The organism is Gibbsiella dentisursi (assembly GCF_039539505.1).
GTDB classification, from domain to species: domain Bacteria; phylum Pseudomonadota; class Gammaproteobacteria; order Enterobacterales; family Enterobacteriaceae; genus Gibbsiella; species Gibbsiella quercinecans.
Genome location: NZ_BAABDG010000002.1, coordinates 1,441,276 through 1,458,414 on the forward strand (window position 1 = coordinate 1,441,276; position 17,139 = coordinate 1,458,414).

Genomic DNA, 17,139 nt, shown 5'->3' on the forward strand with positions numbered 1-17,139 from the left:
CCCCTCCTGCAAATAAGCCGGGAGGGGATTGAATGTGCTGCTATCATTTAGCCGTTTCTTCCGATTCCGGTAACGTTACGTTAAGTTCAAGAACCGAAATATCATCCCCTTTCTGCTCAAATTGCACGTGCAGCATCTCTGGGTCAATTTGAATGTATTTACAAATGACGGCTAAGATGTCACGTTTCAAATCAGGCAGATAAGGGGGCTCACTGTCCCCACGGCGACGTTCTGCAACGATAATCTGCAACCGTTCCTTGGCTACACTGGCTGTCGTTTTTTTGCGGGACAGAAAAAAATCTAACAAAGCCATGGTTTATCCCCCAAAAAGGCGTTTCAGGAAACCCTTCTTCTCTTCTTCGATGAAGCGGAAAGGGCGTTCTTCTCCTAATAAACGGTGAACGGTATCCTCGTACGCCTTACCGGCGTCAGAGTCGTTGTCCAGGATCACTGGTTCGCCCTGGTTGGACGCACGCAGCACGGATTGGTCTTCGGGAATGACGCCGACCAGCGGGATACGCAGGATTTCCAGCACGTCTTCCATGCTCAGCATATCGCCCCGGTTGACGCGGCCAGGGTTGTAGCGGGTGAGCAGCAGGTGCTCCTTGATCGGCGCTTCGCCTTTTTCAGCGCGGCGCGATTTGGAAGACAGAATGCCGAGAATACGATCCGAGTCACGCACTGAAGAGACTTCAGGGTTGGTGGTGATCACCGCTTCGTCGGCAAAATACAGCGCCATCAGAGCACCGGTTTCGATGCCGGCTGGTGAATCGCAAACGACGAAATCAAAATCCATTTCGTTAAGGCCGTTCAGCACTTTTTCAACGCCTTCGCGGGTCAATGCGTCTTTATCACGCGTTTGAGAGGCGGGCAGGATGTAGAGGTTTTCGGTGCGTTTGTCTTTGATTAACGCCTGATTCAGCGTGGCATCACCCTGAATCACGTTGACGAAATCATAAACCACACGGCGCTCACAGCCCATGATCAGGTCAAGGTTACGCAGGCCGATATCGAAATCGATCACCACGGTTTTCTTACCTTTCTGGGCAAGGCCGGTAGCGATGGCCGCGCTCGAAGTGGTCTTGCCAACGCCCCCTTTACCCGATGTAACAACAATAATGCGTGCCATGAATGGATTCCTTGTCAAAAGGGCTTAATTTAACGGTTGTATGGTTAAAACGTTATCCAACAGGCTAAGCCGCGCAGCCTGACCGAAGTAATCGGACGGGATCTGATCGCTTAACCAATACTGCCCTGCGATAGAGACTAGCTCAGCCCCCAGGTGCGTGCAAAAAATCTGGCAGTGGCTATCGCCGGAGGCGCCTGCCAGTGCACGGCCGCGCATCATGCCATAGATGTGAATGTTGCCGTCGGCAATCAGTTCAGCACCTGCGCTGACGCTACTGGTGACGATTAAATCGCTGTTGCGGGCATAAATTTGTTGGCCGGAACGGACAGGGGTGCTGATGATGCGCGTTTTGACAATGGCCGGCTCTTCAACCGGCGCGGGTGCGGGCTCAGGCGCGGCCATTTTCTGGCCTTTGCCCTCACTCAGCAGCGGCAGGCCGGCGCGGGCTATGGCGCGTTTTTGCTGCTCATCTTTGCATCCGCTGATGCCGACAACGCGCAGACCTGCCGCAGCGACAGCCTGTTGAAGTTCTTTCCAGTCCGCATTGCCGTTTAGCGCTGCGACGTTGATAACAACAGGCGCGTTTTTCAGGAAAGCTGGAGCTTGATCCACTTTTTCCTGCAACGCCAGACGTATTACCTCGGGTTCTGAATTATGCAAATGAACAACCGATAGGGTAAAACTGCTGCCTTTTAGCTCAATTGGCGATTGTGACATCTATCCTGACTCAGTTTCAGCAACTTTAAATCCCCGGAATACCTCTCGGGGTACGATATTCCGATGTACTATATGCATGTTATAGTCAGAGTTATATCCAGGCAAGATACCGTTCCAATTAATTAGAGTTAAAAAAATGCTTTGTGTGATCTATAGAAGCCCAAAACGCGATCAAACTTATCTTTATGTCGAAAAAAAAGACGATTTCTCTCGGGTGCCGGAAGATCTGCTGAAAAGTTTTGGCACACCCCAGTTTTCCATGATGCTGAATCTGGCCGGGCGTGAAAAATTAGCCAATGCGGATATTGATAAAGTAAAAACGGCCCTGCAAGAAGAAGGGTTTTATCTGCAGTTCCCACCGCCGGTGGAAAGTCTGTTAAACCAGCACTTGGGCACGAAGGAAGTATAGTCAGCGGCGCACCGGCCGCTGGATGCTGCCGGCCATAGCACCACAGGCTTCAGCACCGAATGATATGCAGGTAAAGCGTGATTGATTTATGGTAACGTTTCTGTTTCATGCACTGCGCGTGCACCTTATGCACCGGCGCAGAGGCATGCATCGGCTTATTCAGGGGCGCGGTTGATCCGGCCCTATTTTCGTCAGGAGAAGCGGTATGTATCAACATCGAGACTGGCAGGGCACGTTGCTTGATTTTCCGGTAAACAAAGTGGTGTGCGTGGGCAGCAACTATGCCGATCACATTAAGGAGATGGGCAGTGCCGTAGCCGCTGAACCGGTGGTGTTTATCAAACCGGAAACCGCGCTGTGCGATATCCGCCAGCCGGTGGCCATCCCTAAAGGCTTTGGCCCGGTGCATCACGAGGTGGAACTGGCGGTGCTGATTGGCACGCCGTTGAAACAGGCCAATGAAGATCGCGTTGCGCGGGCGATTGCCGGCTATGGCGTTGCGTTGGATTTAACGCTGCGCGAGTTACAGGCTACGTTCAAGAAAGCGGGGCAGCCGTGGGAAAAAGCCAAAGGCTTTGACGGCTCGTGTCCGATCTCGGGCTTTATTCCGGTAGCGGAGTTTGGCGATCCGCAAAATGTGGATTTGTCTCTGACGGTGAATGATGAAGTGCGCCAGCAGGGCAACACGCGCGACATGATCACGCCGATTCTGCCGTTGATCAGCTATATGAGCCGCTTCTTTACCCTGCGTGCGGGGGATATCATCCTGACCGGCACGCCGCAGGGCGTTGGCCCGATGAACTCCGGCGATATGCTGAAAGTTTCCGTTAATGGCAAAACGCTGACCACCCGCGTTATCTAGGCTGTGTCCCGTAATAGTGCGTGAGTGCCGCTGGCGGTCATTGGGCTGCGCGTCAAGGCGCAAGCCGTGAGGTTTGGCGGGCCCAAATAAACGGCGAGCAACGCAGGAGCGCGGCCCAATGGCCCCAGCCCGGAGGGTCGTGCCCCCAAAGCCCGTCCTCTGCGTTATCGGGCTTGANACCAACGTACTTCTGGTCCGGCCCCGTAGCACTGAAGTCCTGTTGCAACAGGTTCGGCACCACCGGCAGGTTATGCCGGCTGTTTGTCGTGGCTTTGAACTTGCGCGCCGCTCTGGCCCGTAATCCCTGACGTCGCAGACTGGCCGCTACCGTTTTACGGTTCCAGCCATGGCCGGCCTCACGCAACTCCTGCGTCAGTCGGGGCGCGCCATAGCGCTGTTTTGCCTGTATAAAAGCTTGTGCCACCCGCTCATCACACTGCTGACGACGCATCTGCCGCAGCGAGGGGGATTGTCGGCGCTTCAACCACGCGTACCAGCCACTGCGCGAGACGCACAGTACCCGGGCCAGGCTTTTCACTGAGAACGCCGCCTGATGTTGGTGTATAAAACCGTACTTCACTTCAGGCGTCTGGCGAAGTAGGTGGCCGCCTTTTGGAGGATGGCCAGTTCCTCATCCCGCTCGGCCAGTTGGCGCTTGAGGCGGGCGATTTCTGTTGCCTGTTGCTGCTCACGCTCAGAGGTGGAACCCTGCTGACGTTGTTTACTGCGCCAGACGTAGAGTTGAGAGTCGTGCAGGCCGAGCTCCCGGGCAGCTTTGGCCACACCGATGCGCTCAGCCAGCGCCAGCGCCTGCTGGCGAAATTCCGGGGTATATTGATTACGGGATGTCTTCTTCACAGATTTTGCTTGCGTCATGGTTCACCTTGTTAACGATTTTACTCGCTTAACAGCGTGTCCACTATTCGTGGGTAGGATCAATTTTGACTTTCGCGCCTTCTTTTTGGATGATGCTATGGGTTTTTTGGATATTAACCAAATCTAACCCAATTATTTTACGGAATAAGTCAGTCAAATCCATAATGTTTTCGTTTGGATCAAATACTATATCTTTATGAATTTTACTTTTTTGTTCTTCTTCACTTTCATCATAAGATTCTTCGGTATCACTTTTATTAGCTAAAGCTTTCGTTACAGCCTCATACTTATCTTGTTTATCACCTATTATCAAAATATTGAAGTGGCGGTAATTATTTCTTTGTTCAGATGTTATTTTTTCAAGAGTGTTTATTACTTTTTTACTTGTTTTGTCAGTTGTGACCTGGAATGCTGTTTTTTTTGCCATATCAGCAAGATCTATACCAGGCTCGTTAGCTCTTGTTATGTTAGTGTTTATTAAGGATAGTTCCAGTGTCTCGTTTAGTATATCCTTGAAAAAATTCTCAGCAAACACAGATAAATCAGTATGTCCAAGTTTGTTTCTGACTTTTGCTTGCTGTGCTATATTTGATAGGTCGTCAATTATCTGTCCTATTAAATACCCACTAGTAATCATTTTATAAATACCTCATGAAAAATATTTGAAACGCTGCAAGATGTTTTTATACAAACCTATTGTGTTAAAACTGATAGGATCCTTCAGAATCTAACAGTATCAATGTATTAAATCAAAGCAATTTTTGAAACTATACAAGGGCTCATTAAACAACTATCGTGACCTATTCCCATTAGTTAATGGATAGGCTGATGATTGTAACGTCCGCTCTTGGCACAGAGCTGCTGTTGCAGCCCTGTTAACCTCAGACTTCAATGCCCAGATAACGGACTGTACTTTCCAGTTTCTGATGGCCCAACAGGGTTTGGATCACCTGGAGGTTCTTGGTTTTTTTATAGATCAGGTTAGGTGTTGTTCTTCTCAAGGAATGTGTGCTTTAAAGAGAATCTTCGAGGCCAAGCTTTTCTACCCACCCATGAAGAATTCGGCTGCATTGCCGGATTGATGTGTGCAGGTTAGTTCAGACCCTAGACCGAAACAAGAAGTCTTTACTATGAAAATTAACAGGCTGTATAAACAGCCTGTTAATTTATGCTAGAGCTTATAAAGCTCAGTTAATCTAGCTTTTTCTTTGGCAAATTCTTCATCAAGGTTCGAGAAGTCTGGAAGTGTAACCATTAAATCCTTAAGTTGATGAATAACATTCCAGGCATCGTAATGAATAAAGGGGTTTAAGCCAATTACGTTTCCCTCATCATTATTTTTAGATTTTCCTACACCACATAATTTGATGAATTTGTTGATTGCAGTTGTTTCATCCCAGTCAGAAACAAAAAGAAGCAAGGCAGATACAGCCAAAAGGGGATTGTTTTTTTTAACAGCGGATAAACTCCTGATCTTTCTGAAAAGAAACTCGTGATGTCTGGTTATTTTTTGTGCTATCCTTATCGTTGCTTCATATTTATCTTTAAGCAACCTTCTATCATAAACCTGATAACCTCGATCTCGTGCTACTAACCGATATGCTTGTTTAGTAAATGTGGTGCTATTCACAAGATTATAGAAAATAGCATTATTCTTATTGGTCATATCGATCATCAATGATGGGTATTTGAATCTTAAAGAACGATAAACTTCATCGTTTATATCAAACCAAGATTTATTTTTTCTCTCTTCATCGACAATATATGTATCTTCTCCTTTGCGGGAATACATGCTGGCTCTTACTAGGTTGATCATGTGAGGGCTGTAGTTAACAGAAAAAGTGCCCGATTGGCGTAATTCAGTAAACCACCGTCGCATGTTTCTAATATCTTCCTGATTGAACTCTTCATGTTCAATACCTCTACATACAATCTCTCGAATTATACTTGTAATCTCAGAGCCGGAAGTGCCTAATTTTATAAAGCCATCCTTTGAAGAATCTATTTGCTTATCATCGCCATTGTAATGATCGCAAAATATTTTGTGCGCGTCTGTTCCGTCTTTTGTTCTAAACGAAAAATGAGATTGGCTAACTATTTTATTAGTTGTTTTCGAATAACCTTCTGAAACAACAATTGCACCGCTTACATTGCAAATTGGGCACTCTGCATCAAACGCAACAAATTCCTTGAAATCACTAAAATTAAGTACGTTATTTGATGAGTAAAGGTTTAGCAATTGAACTATGTCCAATTCCTTTTTGAATGTACGAGAATAGACCGTAATTGCCATTTGCACTCCCTTCGCCATAAATTTAGTTTGTATGAAATATTATCGCATAAAGATACTGATGAGCCAGTAATATAGCTAGAAATTATTCTTTGTGGTTCAGCGACCTAGACGTCCGCTACTAACACGGAGCGGACCTCCTGAAGTCCCCCCCAAGGTCCGCAAGGAGCAGACGTTGACACTTATATCTATCAATAAGATGCCAGTAAAAGTTGCAGCGATTCATTAGGTGTCGGAACTGTCTACTCGTTTAAAAACTAGCCTAATCGCCGTGGAACATTACTCTGACAGGCTTACCACGACTTACGTATACCATTTCCAGCGCTTTGCTAACCAATCAGTTTGCTCTCCGACGAGGGCAGCATTGCCAAACCCATAGGTATCCTTGCGAACAAGTTTTATGTTGTAATGATCATTCTTTACGCAGAATTGCTATTCAGATAAAAGCACAAGGCTGAAAATGTGGGAGCCGGAATGGAAAGACAGAATTTTGAAACACTGTAAACAACGAGATGATGTAATGTTGTTCTTTAAATCCCTCTGGAGGGATTATTGTGCGGTTAAGAACAACAAATTTTGAGGCTAAATGCTGTAGGCTTTTTAACTAAAATATAATTAATTCATTTTATAAAACAAATGTTGTATAATTCAGCATTATCAACGGGAGAGAATACATGGCAAATAATACATCATCAACTCAATATGTTTCACGTTTATTAAGTAAGGGAGAAAACGATAGGCTAGATGAGCTAAAGAATATTCTATCTGAATTAGATATAGGCATCAGACTAAGGAAAATAACGCAGCTCCAAAAATATGAGATCATTAATGAAATAAAGAGAGCCATTGCGGATGAAAGGGAAATTTATTTCGATGAGAAAAACTCCCCATCTGATAATATTAGTCGAGGGAATGCTAGCGCTAGTAATGATGACTTAGTGGATTTGATAGCAATGCTTAATAGAGGGAGAAGTCAATGAGTGATAGTGCTTATAATATGTATTCATTAGCCGTGTCTAGTCTTGCATTGCTACTGTCAGTGTATACGTTCTTCAAATCAAGAAAAGATATTAAATTTGCACAAGAGAATGCAAGTGAAGCATTGAAATTGCAACATGGTACAATTGAACTTCAAATTCGAACTGGTATAACTAACGCAAGAAATACAATAAACAACTTAACACCTATATTAACACCATACTTAGCAAAAAAACAAGCAGGTTCATTGAGCGTCGAGGAATCTTATTCTCTTGATTTATTATATAAAACTTATGATTCTTGTATTGAAGATCTTCTCAATCAATATGATGAAGCATGCAAAAAATATATTGATGGCAAAGTTGACAGAGCAATGTTCAAAGAGACATATTTTCATGAAATAAAAAACATAACATCAAGCCAAGACCTTTCTTCCTATTATAATATAGAGGCAACAAAGTACACATCCACCTTAAGGGTGCGCGATGAGTGGATAACTGAATGATATTAAGTGCCTTTATCGTTTATATAAAGGCACTTAAACCAATAATTAATACCAATGCAAGTTTGATATTCCTTTTAAATATTCATCGGCAACTAAAGAGAACCTAGAAATATCCCCCCCAAAGAACCCACATTTTAATGGCGCCCAGTTAACGCCTTGTTCTTTGGCTTCCTTGATCATATTAGATAATGGAGAATTGTACGATCTTTTTTCTTTCCAACCAAAACGACCGATAGGTCCCCATACTGTTCGCTCTTGCTGATGATGCAGATCTGCAATGACAAGTGCAAAGAAACATTCAAAATCATCAAAAGCATTTTCGTAATTCTTCCCAATAAACAGGGTATCATCAATTAATGGTTGCAAGATGGTATGGAGATGCTCACTCATTGGTACGAAATGCCTTTCAAAACCGGGGAGCTGCTTAAACACATCTTGCCTAGTCAGCTCAAGAATGGCATTGGAAATGGCTTCAGAGAAATATAACGGCTTACCATTGCTCGAAAGTGATGAGTCTAATTTTATAAAGAAAATATTAAATAATGTGTCATATTTTTTATTTTCAAATGCAGCTATCCCCAAAGCATAAAACTGCATTATTAAAGGATACCACCGTAGATTTAACCATATAGTTAAACCACTTCCTCTTTCCAGTCTGTCGGTTGCACGAGCTAATGCTTTACTTAATAATGGAATATGAATTGTTCGAGCCCAATATGAAACACAAGAAACTATTAGTATTATATTTTTAGATATGTTTTCATATTTAGAAATCCTCTCAAGGAGCTCTTCTTTAGTAAACTGCCCGTTTACTGAGAAAAAATCTTCACTTGTTTCAGAAAGAAAATTTTTAACTTCATCAATCACAAAGTCATGTAACTCGATAGAGGATGAATCATTCGCCAGTAATTGTTTTGTTTTTCTTATTTTATCTTCAGCCCTTAAAGGAGAGAATTCTGTCTGAAAATAGGGAATCGAAATTAATCTATCATTATCCGTTGTTTCCTCTGAATTGTCATTGGACCAAGAAGGAGATTTGAAAATAAAATCCCCATCACCATCAATATATCCGTAATGCGGACTTTGGTTGGAAGATTTATCATTTGATACTTTGTTGTAAACATAAGTCATCAAACCATTGGCGGTTAATACGCCGTTTTCGGTTAATGCTTTTCCTTTAAGGCCTTCTATTAGATGGCCAGTGAATACAGAATGATTTGGCAAAGGACCACCAGAATCTGCGACAGTCTCATCGGCTTTACCGGCTGTCAGCACTTGTCTGGAATACCGCAACATCATATCATTTAAGAAGCGAGTACTTCCTGGACCTATTCCTCGTGTTAATGCCAACCGGTAATCCCCCCGAAAAACCGGTGTGTTCATAAGTAGAATTTTCTCGTAACCTGAACCGGGGAGATCTCTATGAAAAAATCACGTTTCACTGACAGCCAGATCATGTCCATCCTGAAGCAAGCCGAGGNAAGCCTTGATGACGGGCTTTGGACGCAACGACGGCACCACGACCTATTGCGGGACACAGCCTAGCATCGGTTCTGCCGCCGCGTGGCGGCGGCAGGGCTGATTTTCCGCTATAATAGCTATCAGTGTGTTTTTTAACTGAATTACGCTTTACTGCTTTGATTCTCTTAGGCTTTTATTTCCATTCTGCGGCGGGTTTCGCTATAGTCCCGCCCTTGCGCCTGCTTGCGGGCTTTTTATTGGCTTATACTCTAAATAATTCGAGTTGCAGGAAGGCGGCGACACAGCGAATCCCCAGGAGCTTACTCAAGTAAGTGACTGGGGTGAGCGAGGAAAGCCAACACACCTGCAACTTGAAGTATGACGAGTAAAGATTGATTACCGGATTTTACCATGTCACAACGCCCTTTTTGGCAAACCAAAACCCTGGCGGAGATGTCAGAACAAGAGTGGGAGTCGCTGTGCGACGGCTGCGGGCAGTGTTGCCTGAATAAACTGATCGATGAAGATACCGATGAGATTTATTTCACCAACGTGGCCTGCAATCAACTGAACATCAAATCTTGCCAGTGCCGTCACTACGATCGCCGTTTTGAGCTGGAAGAGGACTGCATCAAGCTGACGCGGGAGAATTTGGTGACCTTCAACTGGCTGCCGCCTACCTGCGCCTACCGGCTTATCGGTGAAGGCAAGCCGCTGTATGCGTGGCACCCGCTAATCAGCGGCTCCAAAGCCGCAATGCATGGCGAGCGTATTACCGTGCGCCATATTGCCGTGCGTGAAAGTGAGGTCGTCGATTGGCAGGATCATATTTTGAACAAGCCTGACTGGGCCAGATAACGGCGCCCGATTGGTGTTGATTTTTGGCCATGGATATACCCCCAATTAAATTTTCATTAAAGCGCCCAGTCTGTTGATTCAACAGATCCTGTTTTCTGTGCGCGTGGCAATCGCGCCGTATTGGCATAGGAGAAAGTGATGGCAGAGAAGCAGCATACTTACCGCGTCAACGTGGTCTGGACGGGGAATGAGGGCAGCGGCACCGCCAATTACCGCGCCTACAGCCGCAACCATAAAATCAATGCGGCAGGCAAACCGCCCGTTTTGGGTTCGGCGGATCCGAGCTTCCGTGGGGATCCGGCGCGCTGGAACCCAGAAGAACTGTTGCTGGCTTCACTCAGCGCCTGCCATAAGCTCTGGTATCTTGGCCTTTGTGCCGCCGCTGGCGTCACGGTGGTGGCGTATCGCGATGAGGCCGAGGGCGTTATGTTGGAAGAAAGCGGCGGCGCCGGCCAATTTTCATCGGTTACGCTGCGGCCCCGGGTTGAGATAACGGCTGATTCGGATCGCCAAACCGCCCTGGATTTGCATCACAAGGCTCATGATATGTGCTTTATTGCGCGGTCGGTGAATTTCCCGGTGAACAACGAGCCGGAAATATCCGTACGCAGCGGCGCGGTGTCTTAATCGGCACAACGATTTTCTGCTGATACGATAGCGGGCCGGCCATGCTGGCGGCCCGAGTTCAATGTTATGTAAATTATGGGCTATTGGCAGGGGGAAGGCTTCATTTCCAACCGCAGGTTCAGTAGGCTGTGGCCATATTCCCGCTTGCGAGAAAGCCAACAATGAAAATGGTGCGCCTGTTTGTGATAGCTGGAGCACTGATTGTGCTCGTCTATTACTTCACTCATCTTTAAGCCGCCGCCAAGCTGATATTTATGGCGATGGCAGAGCCCATTAAAAACGGTGCCGCCAGGGCACCGTTTTTAATTATCGGCGTATCAACGGCCGAACAGATCGCGTTTGCGCGGGCGGACAAACTGGCTCAGCAGCACAATCACGCCAACCACCAGGAAGGCGGCAAAAATACCGACCAGCCATTGTGGCATCTCTAACGTCAGGAATTGCCATTGGCGTATGGAGCAATCGCCTGATGCTTCGAATACCGCCGGCAGCCATTTATTCAGCGGCAGCCAAGATGGGAAGCTGACGAAAAAGTCACAGGTATTGAACGGCGAAGGGTGCAACTGGATCATGGTGTGTTTCCAGGCCAACTGCACCCCTTCCCATGCGCTGTAGATCCACAGCAGGATAGCGGCATAGCGCAGCGGGGTTTTCGGTGCGACGGCGCCAAGCAGGCCCGCCCCCAAAATACCAAACAGGGCGCAGCGTTCATAAATACACATCACGCAAGGCTGTAGCAGCATGACGTGCTGAAAATAAAGCGCAGCCAGCTCCAGCAGCAGCGCAATCAATGCCATCAGCAGCCAGGCACCGCGCCCGCGCGAGCAGCGGTTAAAAAATTGCAACATAATGATCGCTCTTCCATGTAGTAAGCAATTGAACGGGCAGTGTAAACCAATTCAACCCTGCTGCCAGCTATCCGTAGCGGATTCTGTGTAAAAAAGCGTTCCAAAGCAGGGTTTATTGGCGCCGATATGCCGGCGGCGCCCTTGGTGCAGCCGGGCAGGGAAACGGGCCGTTTGGCATTTTCGCTCGTTTTTTGCCGGTTTATGCACACTTTCGTTTAATGTTTTTTGCTCAGGCTATGTCATGCCGGAGGCGATCTGGTATGATCAGCTGATTCTACTTTCTGATTATCGTCGTTACGGAATATCAAATACATGGTCATCAAGGCGCAAAGTCCTGCCGGTTTCGCGGAAGAGTATATTATCGAGAGTATCTGGAATAATCGCTTCCCCCCTGGCTCTATTTTGCCTGCGGAACGTGAGCTTTCAGAGTTGATCGGCGTAACGCGCACCACCTTGCGTGAAGTTTTACAACGTTTAGCGCGTGATGGCTGGCTGACCATTCAGCACGGCAAACCCACCAAGGTCAACAACTTCTGGGAAACGTCCGGCCTGAATATTCTTGAGACGCTGGCGCGCCTTGATCACAACAGTGTGCCGCAGCTTATCGACAACCTGCTTTCCGTTCGCACCAACATCGCCTCCATCTTTATCCGCGCGGCGGTGCGCAACCATCCGGAGCAGGCGCAGGAAGTGCTGGCGAAAGCCGCCGAAGTTGAAGATCAGGCCGATGCGTTCAACCATCTGGATTACGAGATTTTTCGCGGCCTGGCGTTCGCCTCCGGCAACCCGATTTACGGCCTGATTTTGAACGGATTGAAGGGGCTGTATACGCGCGTGGGGCGCTATTATTTCTCGAACCCGGAAGCGCGCAAGCTGGCGTTAAGCTTTTATAACAAGCTTTCCACCTTGTGCCATGAGCAACTGTATGAACAGGTGATGGACACGGTGCGCAGCTACGGCAAAGAAAGCGGCGCCATCTGGCACAGCATGCAGGGCACGATGCCGAGCGATCTGACGGAAGCCCGCCGTTAAGCGGCCCTTTCGGGCCGCTTGGCGATGGGTAGGTAGTATTTAAAGCGGCGCAGGCCGCGCCGGGCAGCGTTCCAGCAGTTCAACGCTGTTATCTTCGTTTTGCTGCTCCAGAATCACATCAAACCCCCACAGCCGGTGCACATGCTTCATCACCTCGCGGCGGCTTTTATCCAACGGAGCGCGATCCTGCGGGATATAACGCAACGTCAGCGAACGGTCACCACGCAGATCCACATTCCAGATCTGGATATTCGGCTCAAGGTTGCTGAGGTTATACTGCGCAGAAAGCTCTTGGCGGATTGCGCGGTAGCCCGATTCGTTGTGAATTGCCGATATCTCCAGGAAATTGTTGCGATCGTCATCCAGTACGGTGAACAGCCGGAAGTCGCGCATGATCTTCGGTGACAGGAATTGGCTGATGAAGCTTTCGTCCTTGAAATCACGCATGGCGAAGTGCAGCGTATCCAGCCAGTCTTTGCCGGCGATATCCGGGAACCAGTAGCGGTCTTCTTCGGTTGGCGCCTGGCAGATGCGCTTAATGTCCTGGAACATGGCGAAGCCCAGCGCATACGGGTTAATACCGCTGTAATAGGGGCTGTTGTAGGGCGGTTGGTACACCACGTTGGTATGGCTGTGCAGGAACTCCAGCATAAAGCGATCGGTAACCCGCCCTTCGTCATACAGGTGGTTAAGAATGGTGTAGTGCCAGAAGGTGGCCCAGCCTTCGTTCATCACCTGGGTTTGCTTTTGCGGGTAAAAATACTGGCTCACCTTGCGCACAATGCGCAGCACTTCGCGTTGCCACGGTTCCAGCAGCGGGGCGTTCTTCTCCATAAAGTAGAGAATATTTTCCTGCGGCTCGCTTGGGTAGCGGCGCACCTGTTCCGGCACTGCCTCACGATCAACGCGCGGTAAGGTTTTCCACAGGGAGTTCACCTGGCTTTGCAGATATTCTTCGCGGCTTTTCTGGCGCGCTTTCTCTTCCAGCAGTGAAATTTTCTGCGGGCGCTTATAGCGATCGACACCGTAGTTCATCAATGCATGGCAGGAATCCAGCAGCTTTTCCACTTCCTCCATGCCATAGCGCACTTCGCACTGGCTGATGTAGTTACGTGCAAACAGCAGGTAATCCACAATGGAGCTGGCATCCGTCCAACTGCGGAACAGGTAGTTATTTTTGAAAAACGAGTTGTGCCCATAGCAGGCATGCGCCATGACCAGCGCTTGCATTGTGATGGTGTTTTCTTCCATCAGATAGGCGATACAGGGATTGGAGTTAATCACAATTTCATAGGCAAGCCCCTGCTGCCCGTGCTTATAACGCTGTTCTGTCTCGATGAATTTTTTGCCGAAGGACCAGTGGGTATAGTTGATCGGCATCCCAACGCTCGAGTAAGCATCCATCATCTGCTCGGAGGTGATGATCTCAATCTGGTGTGGATAGGTGTCAAGCCGGTAGTGCTTGGCTACGCGGTCAATTTGCTCCAGATAAACCTGCAGCAGATCGAACGACCAGTCTGGTCCGTCGCTCAGACGTTTGTCATCCTTAACCTTTTCATATGTTGAAGTAGTCATCAGCGCACCCTCGTTATTAACGGGCTTTGCTCATTACGGCGAGCCCTAATTACAAGCGTAGCTCAATCTGGCCGTAGCGAATAATCATATAAAGTTTAAAAATTCAACGGAATGGCGTTGACGGCGTAAAGGGCGGGCAGATGCGCTGAGTTTTTTCTGCTACCGGCATACCGATCCCCACCAACACAAAAATCTCTTAAGTCGCCATTTTGTTAGCATATTGGTCTAATAAAGTGCCAGTGAGCGTTTGATGCCGTCTGTTAGCGGCTTGTTATTCAGTAGCGCTTTTTGATTGATGTCTTTGCTATCATTGCTAGCGTGTTGGCCGTATTTTTCTTCGATACCGGCCATTGGGCGATATCTTATCGCTATTTTTTCCCGGCTATTGCAAAAGCATAGTGCATGAAGGATAAATGAAATGTGACAGTATCGTGTCTAATGGTTAATTTTCTGTTTGGCGATTTCCTCTGGGCTAATCCCTGGTGAACAGAGGATTATGCTTAGGGTGGCCTGAGCGTGGAGTCTGCTATGCGAGTGGTGATTTTAGGTAGTGGCGTTGTGGGCGTGGCGAGCGCTTGGTATTTGGCGAAAGCCGGTCATGAAGTGACAGTGATTGAGCGCCAACCCGGGCCGGCGCTTGAAACCAGCGCTGGCAATGCCGGGCAGATCTCGCCGGGCTATGCCGCTCCCTGGGCTGCGCCGGGGGTTCCATTAAAGGCCGTCAAATGGATGTTCCAGCGCCATGCGCCGCTGGCGATCCGCCCAGACGGCAGCAGCTTCCAACTGCGCTGGATGTGGCAGATGCTGAAGAACTGCGACACTGCACATTACATGGCGAACAAAGGGCGTATGGTGCGCCTGGCGGAGTACAGCCGTGATTGTTTAAAAGCGTTGCGCCAGGAAACCGGCATTCAGTACGAAGGGCGGCAGGGGGGCACTTTGCAGCTGTTTCGCACGGCCCAGCAGTTTGAAAATGCGGCCAAAGATATCGCGGTGCTAAAAGACGCCGGCGTGCCGTATAAACTGCTGGAAGCCGCGCAGTTGGCAAGCGTTGAGCCCGCTCTGGCGCAGGTGGCGCATAAGCTGACCGGCGGCCTGCAACTGCCGAACGATGAAACCGGCGATTGCCAACTGTTTACCCAACGGTTGGCGCTGATGGCGCAGCAGGCGGGCGTCACCTTTTGCTATAACCGCAGCATTGACCGGTTGTTGGTGGAAGGCGATAGCATCGTTGGGGTGCAGTCCGGGGATGAGGTATTTACCGGTGATAGCTATGTGGTGGCGCTGGGTTCTTATTCCACCGGGCTGCTGCGCGATCTGGTCGCGATCCCCGTCTATCCGCTGAAGGGCTTTTCACTGACCATCCCCATCGCCAGTGAGGCCGATGCGCCGGTTTCCACCGTGCTGGATGAAACCTACAAAATCGCCATTACTCGCTTTGATCAACGGATCCGCGTGGGCGGCATGGCCGAAATTGTCGGCTATAACACCGCGCTGGAGCAAAAGCGGCGCGCTACGCTGGAAATGGTTGTGCGCGATCTGTACCCCCAAGGCGGCCACGTTGAACAAGCCACCTTCTGGACTGGCCTGCGGCCGATGACCCCAGACGGCACGCCGGTGGTAGGGCGCACCCCGGTGAAAAATCTGTTCCTGAATACTGGCCACGGCACGCTGGGTTGGACCATGGCCTGCGGCTCGGGGCAACTGCTGGCCGATTTGATTTCCGGCGCGGCGCCGGCTATCCCGTTTGAGGATTTGTCGGTGGAGCGTTATCGTACGGGTTATGGCAAGCAGGGGGCGGTGTCGCACAAAAGCGCGCATCCTGTGCGCTAACCTTAATTATCGCTGCCGCCGTGGGTGCTCCATGGCGGCATCAACAGGCTCTAAGGAGAGGCCATGCCCCGCCCAATTACAGCAACACTGCACCTTTCTGCATTTGAACACAATTTGCAGGTTATTCGCCGCCATGCGCCACAGGCCAATATTTGGGCGGTGGTGAAGGCTAATGCTTACGGTCACGGCCTCCAACGGGTGTGGCACCATCTGGCGCAAGCCGATGGTTTTGCCTTGCTGGATTTCGCCGAGGCGATATTGCTGCGCGAGGCGGGCTGGCAAGGGCCGATCCTGCTGCTGGAGGGGTTCTTCCGGGTGGAGGATCTGGCGCTGATCGACCAATACCGGTTAACGACCGCCGTGCACAGCGCCTGGCAACTGCAGGCGATTGCCGATGCCAACCTTACGGCCCCGCTGGATATCTATCTGAAAGTTAACAGTGGTATGAACCGCCTGGGCTTCCCCCCTGCGGAGTTACAGGCAAGCTGGCAGCGGGCGTGCGGCATCGGCAATATCCGTTCCATTACGCTGATGAGCCACTTTGCCACCGCGGATGGCCCGGAAGGGGTTGCACAACAGATCGCGACTATTGAGCAGGCGGCCAGTGGTATGGCGCTGCCGCGCTGCCTGGCGAACTCGGCGGCGACGCTCTGGCACCCTGAAACTCACGGCGCTTGGATCCGGCCTGGTATTATTCTGTATGGCGCATCGCCGACCGGCAACTGGCGCGATATCGCTGGTTTTGGCCTGCAGCCGGCGATGACGCTAAGCAGTGAGATCATCGGCGTGCAACTGGTGCAGCCTGGCGCGCGCGTGGGCTATGGCGGCCGTTATACCGCCAGCGGTGTACAGCGCGTGGGCGTGGTTGCCTGTGGGTATGCCGATGGCTATCCGCGCCATGCGCCCACCGGCACACCGGTATGGGTGGATGGCGTGCTGACCCGCACGCTGGGCACCGTATCGATGGACATGCTGGCGGTGGATTTAACGCCGTGCCCGCAGGCGAATCTCGGCGCAGAGGTGGAGCTGTGGGGGCGGCGGTTGCCGGTTGATGATGTGGCCGCCGCAGCCGGAACGTTGGGTTACGAGCTGCTGACGGCATTAACGGCGCGGGTGCCGGTGGTGGCCGGCCAGTAAAC

At 49.4% G+C, this 17,139-nt stretch carries 18 protein-coding genes and 2 pseudogenes; 9 read left to right on the forward strand and 11 right to left on the reverse strand.

The features are described from left to right. Nucleotides 1–43: 43 nt before the first annotated feature. The 3 genes from minE to minC are packed head-to-tail and all read right to left on the reverse strand — an operon-like array spanning nucleotide 44 to nucleotide 1,846. Nucleotides 44–313, reverse strand: a complete 270-nt coding sequence (minE, locus tag ABFX35_RS06990) for a cell division topological specificity factor MinE (protein ID WP_095844519.1) — start codon at nucleotides 311–313, stop codon at nucleotides 44–46. A 3-nt stretch (nucleotides 314–316) separates the two neighbouring features. Next, nucleotides 317–1,129: a septum site-determining protein MinD gene (gene minD / locus ABFX35_RS06995; RefSeq protein ID WP_095844518.1), complete on the reverse strand. Its 813-nt coding sequence runs from the start codon at nucleotides 1,127–1,129 to the stop codon at nucleotides 317–319. 24 nt (nucleotides 1,130–1,153) lie between these two features. Next, nucleotides 1,154–1,846, reverse strand: a complete 693-nt coding sequence (gene minC / locus ABFX35_RS07000; RefSeq protein WP_279028289.1) for a septum site-determining protein MinC — start codon at nucleotides 1,844–1,846, stop codon at nucleotides 1,154–1,156. A gap of 136 nt (nucleotides 1,847–1,982) precedes the next feature. On the opposite strand from minC, the gene ABFX35_RS07005 reads away from it, so the two are divergent. Beyond that, nucleotides 1,983–2,255 carry a YcgL domain-containing protein gene (locus ABFX35_RS07005; RefSeq protein WP_346080022.1) on the forward strand — a complete coding sequence of 91 codons (273 nt, stop codon included), beginning with the start codon at nucleotides 1,983–1,985 and terminating at the stop codon, nucleotides 2,253–2,255. 205 nt (nucleotides 2,256–2,460) lie between these two features. After that, the gene (locus ABFX35_RS07010; RefSeq protein ID WP_279028295.1) at nucleotides 2,461–3,117 is read left to right on the forward strand and encodes a fumarylacetoacetate hydrolase family protein; all 657 of its coding nucleotides are present in this window, start codon (nucleotides 2,461–2,463) and stop codon (nucleotides 3,115–3,117) included. Nucleotides 3,118–3,295: 178 nt separating this feature from the next. Here ABFX35_RS07010 and ABFX35_RS07015 read toward each other — a convergent pair. From ABFX35_RS07015 to ABFX35_RS07030, 4 genes and pseudogenes are all read right to left on the reverse strand, one after another. Further along, nucleotides 3,296–3,993, reverse strand: a pseudogene (locus ABFX35_RS07015) (IS3 family transposase); the annotation flags it as partial. A gap of 43 nt (nucleotides 3,994–4,036) precedes the next feature. Continuing rightward, complete coding sequence (locus ABFX35_RS07020) at nucleotides 4,037–4,630, reverse strand: SMEK domain-containing protein (RefSeq protein WP_346080024.1); 594 nt, start codon at nucleotides 4,628–4,630, stop codon at nucleotides 4,037–4,039. 244 nt (nucleotides 4,631–4,874) lie between these two features. Further along, nucleotides 4,875–5,132, reverse strand: a pseudogene (locus ABFX35_RS07025) (tyrosine-type recombinase/integrase); the annotation flags it as partial. 32 nt (nucleotides 5,133–5,164) lie between these two features. After that, complete coding sequence (locus ABFX35_RS07030; protein ID WP_346080026.1) at nucleotides 5,165–6,286, reverse strand: hypothetical protein; 1,122 nt, start codon at nucleotides 6,284–6,286, stop codon at nucleotides 5,165–5,167. Nucleotides 6,287–6,957: 671 nt separating this feature from the next. Between ABFX35_RS07030 and ABFX35_RS07035 the strand changes: the two genes are divergently transcribed. Then, a complete protein-coding gene (locus ABFX35_RS07035; RefSeq protein ID WP_044068563.1) occupies nucleotides 6,958–7,263 on the forward strand; it encodes a hypothetical protein in 306 nt (101 codons plus the stop codon). Beyond that, a complete protein-coding gene (locus tag ABFX35_RS07040; RefSeq protein ID WP_044068564.1) occupies nucleotides 7,260–7,766 on the forward strand; it encodes a hypothetical protein in 507 nt (168 codons plus the stop codon). The genes ABFX35_RS07035 and ABFX35_RS07040 overlap by 4 nt, the downstream gene beginning before the upstream one ends. A 45-nt stretch (nucleotides 7,767–7,811) precedes the next feature. Here ABFX35_RS07040 and ABFX35_RS07045 read toward each other — a convergent pair whose 3' ends face one another. After that, nucleotides 7,812–9,149 carry a caspase family protein gene (locus ABFX35_RS07045; RefSeq protein WP_346080028.1) on the reverse strand — a complete coding sequence of 446 codons (1,338 nt, stop codon included), beginning with the start codon at nucleotides 9,147–9,149 and terminating at the stop codon, nucleotides 7,812–7,814. A 489-nt stretch (nucleotides 9,150–9,638) separates the two neighbouring features. Here ABFX35_RS07045 and ABFX35_RS07050 point away from each other — a divergent pair, with 489 nt between their 5' ends. Both ABFX35_RS07050 and ABFX35_RS07055 read left to right on the forward strand, forming a co-directional pair. After that, nucleotides 9,639–10,085: a YcgN family cysteine cluster protein gene (locus ABFX35_RS07050; protein WP_279028298.1), complete on the forward strand. Its 447-nt coding sequence runs from the start codon at nucleotides 9,639–9,641 to the stop codon at nucleotides 10,083–10,085. 138 nt (nucleotides 10,086–10,223) lie between these two features. Next, nucleotides 10,224–10,712, forward strand: coding sequence for an OsmC family protein (locus tag ABFX35_RS07055; protein ID WP_346080030.1), 489 nt, complete (start codon nucleotides 10,224–10,226; stop codon nucleotides 10,710–10,712). 317 nt (nucleotides 10,713–11,029) lie between these two features. Here ABFX35_RS07055 and dsbB read toward each other — a convergent pair whose 3' ends face one another. Further along, the gene (gene dsbB, locus ABFX35_RS07060; RefSeq protein ID WP_346080031.1) at nucleotides 11,030–11,560 is read right to left on the reverse strand and encodes a disulfide bond formation protein DsbB; all 531 of its coding nucleotides are present in this window, start codon (nucleotides 11,558–11,560) and stop codon (nucleotides 11,030–11,032) included. Nucleotides 11,561–11,872: 312 nt separating this feature from the next. Between dsbB and fadR the strand changes: the two genes are divergently transcribed. Beyond that, nucleotides 11,873–12,592, forward strand: a complete 720-nt coding sequence (fadR, locus tag ABFX35_RS07065) for a fatty acid metabolism transcriptional regulator FadR (RefSeq protein ID WP_346080033.1) — start codon at nucleotides 11,873–11,875, stop codon at nucleotides 12,590–12,592. Nucleotides 12,593–12,631: 39 nt separating this feature from the next. Here the strand turns inward: fadR and ABFX35_RS07070 are convergent, their stop codons facing one another. Then, the gene (locus tag ABFX35_RS07070) at nucleotides 12,632–14,167 is read right to left on the reverse strand and encodes a SpoVR family protein (protein ID WP_346080035.1); all 1,536 of its coding nucleotides are present in this window, start codon (nucleotides 14,165–14,167) and stop codon (nucleotides 12,632–12,634) included. Nucleotides 14,168–14,392: 225 nt separating this feature from the next. After that, on the reverse strand, nucleotides 14,393–14,518 hold the full coding sequence (locus tag ABFX35_RS07075; RefSeq protein ID WP_346080036.1) for a hypothetical protein: 126 nt from the start codon (nucleotides 14,516–14,518) through the stop codon (nucleotides 14,393–14,395). A gap of 177 nt (nucleotides 14,519–14,695) precedes the next feature. Between ABFX35_RS07075 and ABFX35_RS07080 the strand changes: the two genes are divergently transcribed. Both ABFX35_RS07080 and dadX read left to right on the forward strand, forming a co-directional pair. Further along, nucleotides 14,696–16,000: a D-amino acid dehydrogenase gene (locus ABFX35_RS07080; RefSeq protein ID WP_346080038.1), complete on the forward strand. Its 1,305-nt coding sequence runs from the start codon at nucleotides 14,696–14,698 to the stop codon at nucleotides 15,998–16,000. Nucleotides 16,001–16,063: 63 nt separating this feature from the next. Next, nucleotides 16,064–17,137, forward strand: a complete 1,074-nt coding sequence (dadX, locus tag ABFX35_RS07085; protein ID WP_346080039.1) for a catabolic alanine racemase DadX — start codon at nucleotides 16,064–16,066, stop codon at nucleotides 17,135–17,137. The last annotated feature ends 2 nt before the right edge of the window (nucleotides 17,138–17,139 follow it).